This window comes from Nocardia sp. NPDC004151, from assembly GCF_042874235.1.
GTDB lineage: Bacteria > Actinomycetota > Actinomycetes > Mycobacteriales > Mycobacteriaceae > Nocardia.
Window position 1 is genome coordinate 83,165 of record NZ_JBIAMR010000012.1, and the last position, 14,317, is coordinate 97,481.

At 70.4% G+C, this 14,317-nt stretch carries 10 protein-coding genes; all 10 read right to left on the reverse strand.

Annotated features, from left to right (window positions below):
• Positions 1 to 2: 2 nt before the first annotated feature.
• On the reverse strand, positions 3 to 1,262 hold the full coding sequence (gene ftsZ, locus ACFYTS_RS25265; RefSeq protein WP_357287431.1) for a cell division protein FtsZ: 1,260 nt from the start codon (positions 1,260 to 1,262) through the stop codon (positions 3 to 5).
• 322 nt (positions 1,263 to 1,584) lie between these two features.
• Positions 1,585 to 2,457 carry a cell division protein FtsQ/DivIB gene (locus ACFYTS_RS25270; protein WP_387307588.1) on the reverse strand — a complete coding sequence of 291 codons (873 nt, stop codon included), beginning with the start codon at positions 2,455 to 2,457 and terminating at the stop codon, positions 1,585 to 1,587.
• Between the two features lie 6 nt (positions 2,458 to 2,463).
• A complete protein-coding gene (gene murC, locus ACFYTS_RS25275; RefSeq protein ID WP_357287464.1) occupies positions 2,464 to 3,909 on the reverse strand; it encodes a UDP-N-acetylmuramate--L-alanine ligase in 1,446 nt (481 codons plus the stop codon).
• A 77-nt stretch (positions 3,910 to 3,986) separates the two neighbouring features.
• Entirely contained in the window at positions 3,987 to 5,558 is a 1,572-nt protein-coding gene (ftsW, locus tag ACFYTS_RS25280; protein WP_387307590.1) for a putative lipid II flippase FtsW, read from the reverse strand.
• Positions 5,555 to 6,997, reverse strand: coding sequence for a UDP-N-acetylmuramoyl-L-alanine--D-glutamate ligase (gene murD, locus ACFYTS_RS25285; RefSeq protein ID WP_357287470.1), 1,443 nt, complete (start codon positions 6,995 to 6,997; stop codon positions 5,555 to 5,557). Before murD ends, ftsW begins: the two co-directional genes overlap by 4 nt.
• Before the next feature lie 49 nt (positions 6,998 to 7,046).
• Positions 7,047 to 8,123 carry a phospho-N-acetylmuramoyl-pentapeptide-transferase gene (mraY, locus tag ACFYTS_RS25290; protein ID WP_357287437.1) on the reverse strand — a complete coding sequence of 359 codons (1,077 nt, stop codon included), beginning with the start codon at positions 8,121 to 8,123 and terminating at the stop codon, positions 7,047 to 7,049.
• Positions 8,120 to 9,604 (reverse strand): UDP-N-acetylmuramoyl-tripeptide--D-alanyl-D-alanine ligase, encoded by a 1,485-nt coding sequence (gene murF / locus ACFYTS_RS25295; RefSeq protein ID WP_387307593.1) that lies wholly within the window; start codon positions 9,602 to 9,604, stop codon positions 8,120 to 8,122. The genes mraY and murF overlap by 4 nt, the downstream gene beginning before the upstream one ends.
• Positions 9,601 to 11,286: a UDP-N-acetylmuramoyl-L-alanyl-D-glutamate--2,6-diaminopimelate ligase gene (locus tag ACFYTS_RS25300; protein ID WP_387307595.1), complete on the reverse strand. Its 1,686-nt coding sequence runs from the start codon at positions 11,284 to 11,286 to the stop codon at positions 9,601 to 9,603. The genes murF and ACFYTS_RS25300 overlap by 4 nt, the downstream gene beginning before the upstream one ends.
• Positions 11,287 to 11,426: 140 nt before the next feature.
• Positions 11,427 to 13,382 (reverse strand): peptidoglycan D,D-transpeptidase FtsI family protein, encoded by a 1,956-nt coding sequence (locus ACFYTS_RS25305; RefSeq protein ID WP_387307787.1) that lies wholly within the window; start codon positions 13,380 to 13,382, stop codon positions 11,427 to 11,429.
• 151 nt (positions 13,383 to 13,533) lie between these two features.
• Positions 13,534 to 14,226, reverse strand: a complete 693-nt coding sequence (locus ACFYTS_RS25310) for a hypothetical protein (protein ID WP_387307597.1) — start codon at positions 14,224 to 14,226, stop codon at positions 13,534 to 13,536.
• Between the last annotated feature and the right edge of the window lie 91 nt (positions 14,227 to 14,317).

Here is a 14,317-nt window from a genome sequence, read left to right on the forward strand (position 1 = left end):
GGTCAGCCGCGGCGCATGAAGTCCGGCACGTCGACCTCGTACTCGTCGGTGTCCGGCGGCTGGATGTGGCCGCGGTTGTTGCTCGCCACCGTCGGGTCCACCACGGGCCGGGGCGCGCTGTAGGACGGGGCCGGACCGCGTTCGGCGATCGGCTGCGCGACGGGCGCGGGCTCCGGGCGCGCGGCCGGGGCGGGCTCGACCGCGCGGGCCGGGGTGTATTCGGAACTGCGGCTCACGCTTCCGGCGCTCGCGCTCGCGGTGCTCGACTGGGTGCCGGGGAACCGGCTGACCGCGGGTTCGATGCGGCGCGCGGGCCCGCTGCCGTCGAAGCCCGCGGCGATCACCGTAACCCGGACCTCGTCGCCGAGCGAGTCGTCGATCACCGTTCCGAAGATGATGTTGGCCTCGATGTGCGCGGCCTCCTGTACCAGCGAGGCCGCCTCGTTGATCTCGAACAGGCCCAGATCCGAACCGCCCGCGATGGAGAGCAGCACGCCGTGCGCGCCGTCCATGCTGGCTTCCAGCAGCGGCGAGTTGATCGCCGCCTCGGCCGCCTTCACCGAGCGGCCCTCGCCGCGCGCGGAGCCGATGCCCATGAGCGCCGAGCCCGCGCCGGACATGACCGACTTGACGTCGGCGAAGTCGACATTGATCAGACCCGGGGTGGTGATCAGGTCGGTGATGCCCTGAACACCGTTGAGCAGCACCTCGTCCGCGGAGCGGAACGCGTCCATCAGGCTCACCGCGGCGTCGCCGAGCTGCAGCAGGCGGTCGTTGGGGATGACGATGAGGGTGTCGCAGGACTCGCGCAGGGCCTGGATGCCCGCCTCGGCCTGGTTGCTGCGGCGCTTGCCCTCGAACGAGAACGGCCGGGTGACGACACCGATGGTGAGCGCGCCGAGCTTGCGGGCGATGGAGGCCACCACGGGCGCGCCGCCGGTGCCCGTGCCGCCGCCCTCGCCGGCGGTCACGAAGACCATGTCGGCGCCCTTGAGGACTTCCTCGATCTCGTCCTTGTGGTCCTCGGCGGCCTTGCGGCCGACCTCCGGATCGGCGCCGGCGCCGAGACCGCGGGTGAGTTCACGGCCGACATCGAGTTTCACATCGGCGTCCGACATCAACAACGCCTGCGCGTCGGTGTTGACCGCGATGAACTCGACTCCCTTGAGTCCCTGCTCGATCATCCGGTTGACGGCGTTCACGCCGCCGCCGCCGATACCGACGACCTTGATCACAGCAAGGTAGTTGTGCGGGGGCGTCATGGGCTCTCGCCTTCCTTCGATCTGAAACAGCTTGTGTCGTCTTCGGTTACTCGACATATAACGACGCAATGGTCTCGGTCCGATAAACCCTCAACCATAGCTTCAGCGTTATGTCAAGTATCCGACTGGTGCCGAACGGTATTCGCAGCCACCGCGTTACGGGCGCAGGCGCGCCGAAACGAGAGTCAGAATCTTGTGTGATTCGCCTCGTCCGACCCACCCGAGCATCGTATCGTGGACGGTTGCCCTTCGGTCCTGGATCGGAACCGACGGTGCCCTTCCGGCAAACCACCGAAAATTTCGGCGGCCCAATGGGTATCGCTCACTTTACCGTGACCAGATTCGGACTCGAAACATCGAATACCTTGCCCGGCTGGGAAAGCAGGGGTCCGACCACCGCGGCCTTGCGCGAGGAATCCACGGTTCCGCCCCACAGCACCGTGCGACCGTCACGCAACTCCAGGGCAATATCCGAAACCGAGCGGGCCACAACCGCTCCCACGCCGACCTGATCGCGCAGCGGAATCGGAATGGCGGCCATCACGGCCACCGCCGCCTTGGTCACCGGGTCCGTTCCGCCCGGATGCTCGGTCACCAGTTTGGGCACCCCGAGGCCCGGCGGCTCGATGGCGAATTCCACGCTGTCGCAATCGAGCAGATGGGCGCCGTCGGGACTGTCGAAATACAACACCGGGGTTCGCTCGGTGACCGTCACCCGGACCGTGGACGGGAATACCCGCTGCACCCGGACCGAGCGGACCTTGGGCAGCCGGGACACCTGTTCGGCCAGGGTGTCGGTGTCGAGCCGCAGGATGGACAGGCCGTCGGGCACCTGCAAGGCTTGCCGCACCTGCTCTTCCGGCACCGCGGCCAGTCCGTCGACCTCGACCGTGCGCACCGACAGCATGGGAGTGAACCAGGCGACCAGTCCGAGCGCGATCAGGGCCACCACACCCGCGAGCAACCCGATCCGTACCCCACGCGACCGCCAGGCGATGGCGATCCGCGACTCCCGCGGCTCCCGGCCGCGTCTGAGCCGGGCCCGGCGGGCCGCCGCGCGTTCGGCGGACCCGGGGTCGTCGGTGGCCGGTTCGGCGGAATCGGTACCGCGCGTGCCGCTATCGGCCGCGGCCGTGTCGTAGGCGTCGTCCACGGCCGGAACCGGCCGCTCCAGCTCTCCCCCACCCGAGCCCATCGGCGCTCACCGCCCGTGCGAGGGTCGTGCGCGCAGCCCGTCCAGAATCTGGCTGCCCAGCATGGTCACATCACCCGCGCCCATGGTGATCACCACGTCGCCGGGCCGCGCCAGCGCGCCCACCTGCTTGCCGACCCGCGACATATCCGGCTGATAGTGCACGGGTTTGGTGACCGCGCTCGCGACCAGCGCGCCGTTCACACCCGGCAGCGGCTCCTCCCGCGCGCCGTACACGTCGAGCACCACGACCTCGTCGGCCAGCGACAGCGCCGCCCCGAACTCGGTCGCGAAAGTGGCGGTGCGGCTGTACAAGTGGGGCTGGAACACCACGATCACCCTCCCCGGCCGCGACCGCGCGCCGTCGCGCGCCTCCTGCGCGACCAGTTCGGCCGCCGCGGAGAGCACCGCGCGCACCTCGGTCGGGTGGTGGGCGTAGTCGTCGAAGACGCGCACGCCGTTCTCGCGCCCGGTGAGCTGGAAGCGGCGGTGCACACCGCCGAAACCCTCCAGCCCCTGGATGATTTCGCCCAGATCGGCGCCGGTGGCACGGGCGGCCAGCAGCGCGCCGAGCGCGTTGAGCGCCATGTGCCGGCCCGGCACCGACAGCCGCAGGGTGCGCGGCGCGGACTCGTCGGAGAGCTGGAACACCACGACGCCGCCGACGTCGCGCGGCTCCCACGAGAGCAACCGCGCGCCGACCGTCAGCCCGAGCTCGGCGAAATCGCCGGAGCCGTAACCGATCACCTGAATCCCGCGCGGGTCCTCGGCCAGCCGGGCCGCCGAGCGCTGCGCCAAGCCCAGCGAACCCGGATCGTCCAGGCACACCACCAGGCGGCCGCCCGGTTCGAGCCGGTCCACGAAGTCGTCGAAGACCTGCACGTAGGCCTCGTCGGTGCCGAAGTAGTCCAGGTGGTCGGATTCGATATTGGTGACCACCGCGACGTCGGGGGCGTACTGCAGCAGCGAGCCGTCGCTCTCGTCGGCCTCGGCCACGAAGATGCCGCCGGTGCCGTGGTGGGCGTTGGTGCCCGCCTCGTTGAGCTCGCCGCCGACCGCGAAGGACGGGTCGAGTCCGCAGTGCTGCAATGCCACCACCAGCATGGAGGTGGTGGAGGTCTTGCCGTGGGTGCCCGACACCAGCAGCGTCTTGTGCCCCTGCATGAGCGAGGCCAGCACCGCCGGGCGCAGCAGCACCGGCACCCCGCGCTTATGGGCTTCCACCAGCTCGGGATTGGTCTTGGGGATGGCGGCGTAGGTGGTCACCACCGCGGTGGGCCCGCCGGGGAGCAGGTCCAGCGCCGAGGCGTCGTGGCCGATGCGCACCTGCGCGCCGCGCGCCCGCAGGGCCAGCACGCCGCGGCTCTCCTTGGCGTCGGAACCGGACACCATGCCGCCGCGCGACAGGAGAATTCGGGCGATACCGGACATACCGGCACCACCGATGCCGATCATGTGCACGCGCCGCAGATGCTCGGGTAGATCGGTGTGAGCTTCCGCGGTACCCACATCACTGTCCGGCCGCTCCACTGTCACCTCGAATTACCCCGTTCCCTGGCGTGTTTCATCGGATAGTTGGGCTCCCAGGCCCGGGTGCTGCGCCACGATTCCGTGGAGCGGCTGGTGCGCCGGGCCGAATCCGAATCTACCGACCGCCGCGAGGATGATTCCGCCGAGCCGCCCCGGCCCCGCCCCGAGGGTAGCGCGCGTTTCTGCGGCGCGGACTTCACCTTCGCGTTCGCTTTGGGCTTACCGGTCGCTTTGGGCTTACCGGTCGCCTTGGATTTACCGGTCGCCTTGGACTTGGCGCGGGCGCGCGCGGCCCGGGCGGGCGAGTAGATATCGGGTTTGGGCAGCCGCAGCAGACGGCTGAACCGGCCGTCCTGCCCGGCGTGCAGCGCCGCCACCGCCTCCGGCTCGTGCCGGGCGGCATTGGCGATGATGCCGAACATGAACAGGGTGATCGCCAGCGAGGAGCCGCCCGCGGAGACCAGCGGCAGCTGCAGACCGGTCACCGGCAGCAAACCCACCACGTAGCCGACATTGATCAGCGCCTGCCCGGTGATCCAGGTGGTGGCCGAGGCGGTCAGCAGCCGGATGAACGGATCCACCGACCGCGAGGCGATCCGCAGGCCCGTGTACACGAACAGCGCGAACAGCCCGAGCACCAGCGCGCAGCCGAGGAAGCCGAGTTCCTCGCCGATGATGGCGAAGATGAAGTCGTTGTGCGCGTTGGGCAGATAGCTCCACTTGGCGCGCGACTGGCCCAGGCCGCGACCCCAGATGCCGCCATCGGCAAGGGAATACATGGCCTGGCGGGCCTGGTAGCCGATGCCCTGCGGATCGTCGCCCGGATTGAAGAAGGCGCGCATGCGGTCCGAGCGATACCCGGCCGACAGCGCGAGGATGGAGGCCGCCACCACACCCGACACCGCGATGGTGACGAACATGCGCAGCGGCAGCCCGCCGAACCACAGCAGCGAGGTCAGCACGATGCCGAGCGCGATGGTGGTGGACAGGTTCGGTTCGAGCACCACCAGCAGACAGACCAGCAGTCCGGCCGGCACCAGCGGCATGAGAATGTCCTTGTACCCGGCCTTCTCGGACTGCCGCGACGCCAGCAGGTGCGAACCCCACACCACCAGCGTCACTTTCGCGATCTCCGAGGGCTGCACCGACACCACGCCCAGGTCGAACCAGCGCTGCGAGCCCTGCACCTTGGTTCCGACGCCGGGAATCAGCACCAGCACCAGCATCACCACCGACAGCGCGAACACCGGGAACGACAGCTGCCGCATCACCCGCATGGGGATGCGCAGCGCGATATAGAACAGCACCGCGCCGACCGCGGCCAGCACCGCCTGGGTGAAGAACAGCGAATAGGCCGAGCCGCCACCGGCGTAGGACTCCACGCTGGAAGCCGAGAGCACCATGACCAGGCCGAGCACGGTGAGCAGTACCGCGATCGCCACCACCAGGTGGAACGACGCCAGCGGGCGGGCCAGCCACGCAACGAACCATCCGGTTCGCAGACGCTGTGGGCCCTTGTTCCCGACCCGCCGCTCACCTCCTGGCGCGGCCCGCCGCGGTGTCGCCGCTGTCACTCTGTTCTCCCGATGTCCTTCTCGTCCAGGGCCTGCACGGCGGCCGCGAAACTGCGACCGCGGTGCGTATAGTCGGCGAACATGTCCAGGGATGCCGCGGCCGGAGCCAGCAGCACGGTATCGCCGCGATGGGCGAAACCGGCCGCCACACGGACCGCGCGCGCCATCACCGCTTCGGGCTCGATCTCGGTGAAGGGGTCACCCATTCGAGCATCGTCCCCCGAATTCAGCTCCACCACCGGGACATCGGGGGCGTGTCGCGCGAGTGCGGCCGCGATCACGGCCGCGTCCTGCCCGAACAGCACGGCCGCGACCAGGTGTTCGCGGCACTCCTCGATGAGGTCCTCCACGCCCGCGCCCTTCAGCTGACCGCCGGCCACCCAGATCACGTTGGGGTGGGCCAGGATCGACGAACGCGCGGCATGCGGGTTGGTGGCCTTGGAGTCGTCGACGAACTCCACGCCCGACAACTCGCGCACGAAGGCCGCCCGGTGCGGGCCGACCCGATGCTCCTGCAGGCCCTCCTTGACGAACTGCGGGGCCACGTCGATGGACCGGGTGAGCGCGGCCGCGGCCAGCGCGTCGGCCACGCCCGCCGGACCCTGCGGGCTGATGTCGCCGGTCTCGGCCAGGATGGCGGCCTTGGTGAAGGCGCGGTCGAGCAGTTTGCCGTCCACCACGCCCAGCTCGCCGTCGGCGGGCACGCCGATGCGGAAGCCGACGGTGCGGCGCGCCTTGGACTTCCGGGCCAGCGCCGCGGCCACCTGATCGTCGAGGCCGACCACGCCGACCCGGCCGGTCAGCGCGCGCGCCTTGGCGGCGGCGTAGGCGTCCAGGCCGCCGTGCCAATCCAGGTGATCCTCGGCCACATTCAGCACCACCCCGGCCTCGGGGCGGACCGACGGAGCCCAGTGCAGCTGGAACGAGGACAGTTCCACGGCCAGGATCTGCGGGCCGGGATTGCGGCGCAGCGCGTCCAGGATGGGCAGCCCGATATTGCCGCAGGCCACCGACGGGATGCCGGCGGCGCGCAGGATCGAGTGCGTCATCTGGGTGGTGGTGGTCTTGCCGTTGGTGCCGGTGATCACCAGCCATTTGCGGACCGGACCGTAGATCCGGGCCTGATCCACCCACCAGGCGAACTCGACGTCACCCCACACCGGGATGCCCTCGGTCACCGCGGACGCCAGCACCGGCGAATCCGGCCGCCAGCCCGGGCTGGTGATGACCAGCGCGAAGCGGCGCAGCGCATCCGGTTCCAGCAGATCCGCGCTGGTGGCGGTGCCCAGACCCAGTTCGGCGGCCTCGGCCAGCGCCTTGGCGCCGCTGTCGGTGACCACGGGCCGCGCACCGATATCGCGCAGCGGTTCGATCAGCGACCGCCCGGAGACACCCCACCCGGCGACCAGAACCTCACGGCCACGCAGGAATTCGAGCATGGGCCCCGGCGACCGCAGGACCCTCGGAGAATGTTCGGCCATTGCTGTCTCACCCTGCCGCAGAGAGGTATTCGCTGTAGAACAGGCCCAGTCCGATCGCCGAGGCCATACCGGCCAGCAACCAGAACCGGATGATCACCGAGGTCTCGGCCCACCCGCTCAGCTCGAAATGGTGATGGAACGGTGCCATCTTGAACAGGCGATTGCGGGTCGCGCGGAACACCGCCACCTGCAGCACCACCGAGGTGGTCTCGGCCACGAACAGCGCGCCGATGACGACCATCAGCAGCTCGGTGCGGGTGGTGATGGACAGGCCCGCGAGCAGGCCGCCCAGCATCAGCGAACCGGTGTCGCCCATGAAGATCTTGGCGGGCGCGGCGTTCCACCACAGGAAGCCGATACACGCCGCACCGCCCGCCGCGCACACCAGCGCCAGGTCGAGCGGATCACGCACCTGGTAGCAGCCCGCCACCGCGTGCGCGGAGCAGGAGTTACGCCACTGCCAGAAGGTGATGATCATGTACGCGCCCAGCACCAGGCTCATCGAGCCCGCGGCCAGACCGTCCAGGCCGTCGGTCAGGTTCACCGCGTTGGACCAGGCCACCACGATGAGGCAGACGAACGCCAGGAACACCACCACGCTCATCGACAGCGTGTTGATGTCGCGGGTGTAGGACAGCCGCTTGTCACCGGGGGTCAGGCCGTGAATGTTCTTGAACTGCAAGGCCAGGACACCGAACACCACCGCCGAGGTGAGCTGGCCGATGTACTTCCCGGCGGCGGTCAGACCCAGGTTGCGCTGCTTGCGCAGCTTGATCAGGTCGTCGGTGAAGCCGACGAAACCCAGCGCGGTGGCCAGGCCCATGACCAGCAGGCCCGAGGCCGAAGGGCCCGGCTCGCCGTAGGTCATGGAGATCAGGTGCGAGCCCAGGTAACCGGCCCACATGCCGATGATGATGGCGACGCCACCCATGGTCGGGGTGCCGCGCTTGGCCTTGTGGCTCTCCGGGCCGTCGACCCGGATCTCCTGGCCGAAGCCCTGTTTGGCGAAATAGCGGATCACCACGGGGGTGAGCAGAATCGAAACGGCCAGCGCGATCGCGGCCGACAAGAGAATCTGGGTCATCGAGCGGCCTCCTGCTCCGCACCGATCAGGTGTTCGGCGACGGTCCACAGACCGACGGACTTGGATGCCTTCACCAGCACCACCGCGCCCGGCTCGAGTTCTTCGTCGAGCAGCGCGATGGCCGAGTCGATATCGGGCACGTGGATGGCTTCCTCACCCCACGAGCCCTCCTGCACGGCGCCCTGGAACATGGCGCGCACCGGACGACCCTGACCGACCACGATCAGCCGGTCCACGTCCAGGCGCACCACCAGGCGGCCGATCTTGTCGTGTTCGAGAACGGATTCCTCGCCCAGTTCACCCATTTCGCCGAGCACCGCCCAGCTGGGCCGCGGCTCGGCCCCGGCACGGGACATGGTGACCAGCGCCTTGAGCGCGGCACGGACCGAATCCGGGTTGGCGTTGTAGGAGTCGTTGACGACGGTGACGCCGTCGGCGCGGGTGCGCACGTCCATGCGGCGGGCCGAGACGGCGGCCGCGCCGGCCAGCGCCGCCGCGACGGTCGCGAGATCCGCGCCCTGGTCGAGGGCGACCGCGGCGGCGGACAGGGCGTTGCCGACCTGGTGCTCGCCGGACACGGCCAGCTGAACATCGACCGATTCGCCGTTGGCGTGCAGCGTGAATCGGGCGCGCGCCTGCTCGTCGAGCACGACGTCGGCGGCGCGCACGTCGGCCGAGGACGCCAGGCCCACGGTCACCACCCGGGCGGCGGTGCGGCCGGCCATCTTCGCGACCAGGTGGTCGTCGGCGTTCAGCACCGCCAGCCCGGAGGCCGGAAGCGCCTCGACCAGTTCGCCCTTGGTCTGCGCGATCATCTCTCGGCTGCCGAACTCACCCAGGTGCGCGGTGCCGACATTCAGCACCACGCCGACACCGGGCGGAGCGATCTCGGTGAGCGCCTTGATGTGTCCCGGGCCGCGAGCCGACAGCTCCAGCACCAGGAACCGGGTCCGCGCGTCGGCGCGCAGCGCCGTCCACGGGTGGCCGAGCTCGTTGTTGAACGAACCGGGCGGGGCCACAACGGATCCCAGCGGCGCGAGCACGGCCGCGATCAGATCCTTGGTGGAGGTCTTGCCGGACGAGCCGGTCACCCCGACCACGGTCAGGCTCCCGGCCTGCACCAGCCGGTCCACGCTGGCGCGGGCCAGCGCGGCCAGCGCGTCCAGCACCGCCGCGCCGGAGCCGTCGGTGTCGTGGGCCAGTGCGATGGCGCGGGTGTTCCCGGGGCGGGGCTCCACCACGATGGCGGGCACCCCGACCGGCCGGGCGGCCAGCACCGCGACCGCGCCCTGCGCGACGGCCCGCGCCGCGAAGTCGTGGCCGTCGGCGCGCTCACCCGGCAGCGCCAGGAACAGGTCACCGGAACCGATTCGGCGCGAGTCGAATTCGGCCGATCCGGTGACCTTCGCCTCGGGATCCGCGACGTCGTGCAGCGTGCCGCCCACGACCTCCGCGATCTCCCGCAAAGTCATCTCGATCATGAATGCGTCAGGTCCCTCGTCTTTTCCGACAGGGCGGCCGCGAGTACCTCACGGTCGTCGAACGGCTGCTTCACGCCTGCAATCTCCTGCCCTGTCTCATGTCCCTTGCCCGCGACCAGCACCGCGTCCCCGGGCCGCGCCCAGTTCACGGCGGCTTGGATCGCGGCCGCCCGGTCCCCGACCTCCCGGACCTCACCGCGTTCCGCGTCCGGCACCTGTTCGGCCCCGGCGAGCACCGCGGCGCGGATGGCGGCCGGGTCCTCGCTGCGCGGATTGTCGTCGGTAATGATGGCCAGGTCGCTGCCGCGCGCCGCCGCCGCGCCCATGAGGGGCCGCTTGCCGGCATCGCGATCACCGCCCGCGCCCACCACTACGGCCAGACGTCCCGTCCCAGCCCCGGGGAGGCGGGGGCGGTCGGCCAACCACGTGCGCAGGGTGGCCACGACCGATTCGATCGCGGCGGGCTTGTGCGCGTAGTCCACCACGGCCAGAAACTCCTGACCCCTATCCACCCGCTGCATGCGGCCCGGCACGTCGACCTCGCCGAGCGCCGCTGCGGAAGTCTCGATATCGGCGCCCGCCGCCGCGCAGACCGCGACCGCCAGCAGCCCGTTGGCGATGTTGTACGCGCCCGGAAGCCGCAGCCGCACATCCACATCGACGCCCGGCCCCGACGCGGTGAATTCCTGGGTGCCGCCGGTCCCGGCGGTCGCCGCGCCCGCGGTCCAGTCGGCGGGCGCGCCCGCGCGGGTCGCCACCGTGCGCAAGCGGCCGGTGGTATCACCGGATTCGGCTGCCAGGCAGTCCGATACGTCGCCCGCCAGGCGCTGCCCCCACTCGTCGTCCACGCAGATCACCGCGGTGCGCGCGGCCACCGAGGGGCGCGACGCGGCGGCGGTGTCCGGGCCGTCGGGAAGGAACAGGCGGCGCTTGGCCGCGAAGTAGTCCTCGAAGTCGGCGTGGAAGTCGAGATGGTCCTGGGACAGGTTGGTGAACGCGCCGACCGCGAAGCTCACCCCGTCCACCCGGCCCAGCGCCAGCGCGTGGCTCGACACCTCCATCACCACGGCGTCCACGCCCTGCTCGACCATGACCGCGAACATGGCGTGCAGCTGCGGGGCCTCGGGGGTGGTGAGCGCCGAGGGCACCCGGACCCCGCCGATGCGGGTCTCGATGGTGCCGATCAGCGCGGTGCGCAGCCCCGACGCGGCGAGCCCGGCCTCCACCAGATAGGAGGTGGTGGTCTTGCCGGAGGTGCCGGTGATACCGATGATGCGCAGTTTGCGAGACGGATCACCGTAAAGGGCCGAGGACAACTCGCCGAGAGTCGTGCGCGGCGCGTCGTGCACCAGCACGGGGACGGCGATCTCGCCGACCAGCTCCGCGCCCGCCGGATCGGTGAGGACCGCGACCGCGCCGCGCGCCACCGCGTCGGCGGCGTAGCGCGCGCCATGGGAATGCCCACCGGCCAGACCGGCGAACAGATCTCCCGGCAGCACCGCGTTCGACCGCTGCTCGATACCCGTGACCTGGATGTCCTGCAAGCCTGCCGCGGACCCGGCGGGCGTCGCGCCCGTCAGCTCCGAGACCGTGCGCAAGCTGGTCGCCGCCGGTGCGGCGGGCCGGAACACCTGCGGGCTGGACTGCGCGGGCACGAAGCTCCTCTCACGGGCGGGTTTCATATGTAGAAAAGATCCGGACGACCGGATCGACGTGTCAGGTTACCTGTGTTCGATTGCCGTGCGATCGGCACGGCGCAGTTCGGTCACCCGCCGGTAGTGGTATCGGCGGCGGCGTGCGTCAGGACCATCCGTTCCCTGCTCTAACTCGCCTGCAGAATCAGCTGTTTGGCGGGCGGTGACGGCGGGATCCGGTCCCGCTGCAGCAGCCACGACGCGATGCTGTGGAACAGGGGCGCGGCCGACCCGCCGCCGCTGCCGTCCGAGCTGCGCATGGGCGCGTCGAGCATCATGCCGATCACGTAGCGGGGATTGTCGGCGGGGGCCATGCCCGCGAAGGTGATCCAGTAGCGGTCGCTGGAGTAGCAGCGGCACTTGGGATCGATCTGCTGCGCGGTGCCGGTCTTGCCGGCGATCTGATAGCCCTCGATCGAGGCCGGGCCGCCGGTGCCGGACTGGATGCCGCGCGGATCCTTCTGCACCACGGCCTGGAACATCTGCTGCAGGGTCTTGGCGGTCTGCGGGCTCACCACCTTCACGCCCTCCGGCGGCTCCTCCTCGGTGCGCGCGCCGTCCGGGGCGATCTTGGCCTTCACGATGCGCGGCGGAATCCGCACGCCGTTGTTGGCGATGGCCTGGTACATGCCGGTCATCTGCAGGGTCGTCATCGAAAGACCCTGGCCGATGGGCAGGTTGGCGAAGGTGGAGCCCGACCACTGGTCGCGCGCGGGCACCACGCCGCTGCTCTCGCCGGGCAGACCGACGCCGGTGCGCTGACCCAGGCCGAACTTCTTGAGCATGTCGAAGTAGCGGTCCTCACCGACCCGCTGCGCCAGCATCAGCGTGCCCACGTTCGAGGACTTCCCGAAGACGCCGGTGGTCGTATAGGGGGCGACGCCGTGCTCCCAGGCGTCGTGCACGGTGACCCCGCCCATGAAGATGCTGCCCGGAACCTGGAGCACCTCATCGGGGTTGGTGAGGCCGTACTCGATGGCCGAGGCCGCGGTGACGATCTTGTTCACCGAGCCGGGCTCGAACACCTCCTGCACCGACGGATTGCCCAGATCGGTGGTGGACCAGAAGCGCGGTCCCATCGCGGGATTGAAGGTGTTGTCATTGGCCATGGCCAGCACCTGGCCGGTGTGCACGTCCAGCACCACCGCCGAGGCCGCGCCCGCGCCCGACAACTCCTTGGCCTGCTGCACCTGCTGCTGCACGTAGTACTGCAGATCCGAGTCCAGGGTCAACTCCACGCCGAAACCGTTCACCGCGGGCTGGCGGTCACGCCAGGACCCAGGGATCACCGCGCCGTCGGAGCCGCGGTCGTAGGTCATCGAGCCGTCCGAACCGGCCAGCAGGGCGTCCATCGAGGACTCCAAACCGATCTGCCCGTGCCCGTCCCAGCCGGTCGCGCCGATCACATTGGCAGCCAGCGCGCCACCCGGGTACTCACGCATGTCCTGGCGTTCGAGCCCGACCTCCGGGAACTTCAGCGTGATGTCGGCGGCGATCCGCGGATCCACATTGCGCACCAGATAGACGAATGGCTCGTCGCTCTTCAGCTTGGCCAGGATGTCCTTCTGGGGAGCTTCCTTACCCAGCTTCTCGTGCAGGTATTTGGCGATGGCGGCGAGCCGGTCGTCCGGATCCGGAGCGGTCTTCGGCTGCTTCTCGCGCTCGTCGGCCAGATCCTTGCGGACCCGCACCGGCTGGAAGGTCAACGCCTTGGCGGCGATGGTGAACGCCAGCGACTTCCCGTAGCGGTCGGTGATCGGCCCCCGGGTGGCGGGATCGGCCAGCTTCACGGTCCGCTGACTGGCCGCCTCCGCGGAGAGCTTCGGCGCGGAAATGCTCTGTACCCACAGCAATTGGATGGCGGCCACGACGATCGCCACCAGCATAACCAGCCGGCCCACTCCGAACCGGAACCGCGTACTCGAATCCAGTCCCGGAGCCGGCCGCGGTCTGAACTGCCGGCCCGGCCCCGAGCCCGCGCGGCCCGACCCGGACTTCGCCCGTGCGACGGCGGCGCGCCCCCGGCCGGAATCGGAACGCCCCCGGCCGGAATCACGCCCGCGCCCCGCGCGGGTAGGGCTCATCGACCAGCCCCGATCGTTCGCGTCACCCGACTCCCAGCGGCCTCCGGGCAGGGCCACACCGGCCCGGTACCCGTCGGGGCCGGACTCGGACACGGCCGCGCCGCGGACCGACTCGACCGGAGTCGTTCCGCGGCCGGGCGGCACGCACCCGTCACCGGGGTGCCCCGTTGGCCTGGACTGCCGGGTTCGGCGGTGTTGTAAGTGGCGCCGCCGGAACCGGATTCGCGGCGGTGGTGGTCGGCGGAGCCGGGGTGGCGGACGGCCTCGGGGGCTGCGCCGGGGGGGTGGTCGCCGGAACCACGCGCTCGCCCTGCCCCTGGGCCGCGTTCGGCGGCGCGGCCGCGCGCGGGGTGGTGTTCAGCGGCGGCGCCGGAGCCCCCTGCGCGGGCTGCGGATTGCCGACCACCGTCACCTGACCGTCGGGGCCGATGATGAGGCGGGCGGGATCCCTGGCCGGGATCATGCCGAGTTCGGCGGCGCGCTGGGCCAATTCGGGCGCCGAATCGGCCGCGGCCACCTCGCGCTGCAGCGCGTCCCGCTCGTCGGACAGCTTCTGATTGGCGCGGCGCTGATCGCCGAGCTGGTAGCTGTCCTCGGTGGCGCGGGTGGTGAGCAACAGCGTCAAGGCCAGACCACAGCCCAGCAGCGCGATGATGGTGGCCACGAAGGACATCCGCCCGCGCGAGATGGATTCACTACGCCGGCCGCGGCGCATCCCGGGCAGCTCCACACCGCCCTCGCGATTGCGGCGCCGGGCGTAGGCCCGTTGCGCCGCACCCGATTTGACCCGCTCGGCGGCCTGCACCCGACGGGCCCCCCGGCTCACCTGCGTCTTGATCGTCATAGCGCGGCTCCGATCTCTCGGGTCGCGGCCCGGAACCGCCCGCCGCCCCGGCGCTGCCGCGCCCCGTCAGGTGCTCGGTTCATGCTCTGCC

Excerpts from the sequence above, each read along its gene's own strand:
- murC (WP_357287464.1), bottom strand. The coding sequence starts at position 3,909 with ATGATCGGCATCGGTGGTGCCGGTATGTCCGGTATCGCCCGAATTCTC.
- ACFYTS_RS25300 (WP_387307595.1), bottom strand. The coding sequence starts at position 11,286 with ATGAAACCCGCCCGTGAGAGGAGCTTCGTGCCCGCGCAGTCCAGCCCG.
- ftsZ (WP_357287431.1), bottom strand. The coding sequence starts at position 1,262 with ATGACGCCCCCGCACAACTACCTTGCTGTGATCAAGGTCGTCGGTATC.
- murD (WP_357287470.1), bottom strand. The coding sequence starts at position 6,997 with ATGCTCGAATTCCTGCGTGGCCGTGAGGTTCTGGTCGCCGGGTGGGGT.
- murF (WP_387307593.1), bottom strand. The coding sequence starts at position 9,604 with ATGATCGAGATGACTTTGCGGGAGATCGCGGAGGTCGTGGGCGGCACG.
- ACFYTS_RS25270 (WP_387307588.1), bottom strand. The coding sequence starts at position 2,457 with ATGGGCTCGGGTGGGGGAGAGCTGGAGCGGCCGGTTCCGGCCGTGGAC.
- ACFYTS_RS25305 (WP_387307787.1), bottom strand. The coding sequence starts at position 13,382 with ATGAGCCCTACCCGCGCGGGGCGCGGGCGTGATTCCGGCCGGGGGCGT.
- mraY (WP_357287437.1), bottom strand. The coding sequence starts at position 8,123 with ATGACCCAGATTCTCTTGTCGGCCGCGATCGCGCTGGCCGTTTCGATT.
- ACFYTS_RS25310 (WP_387307597.1), bottom strand. The coding sequence starts at position 14,226 with ATGACGATCAAGACGCAGGTGAGCCGGGGGGCCCGTCGGGTGCAGGCC.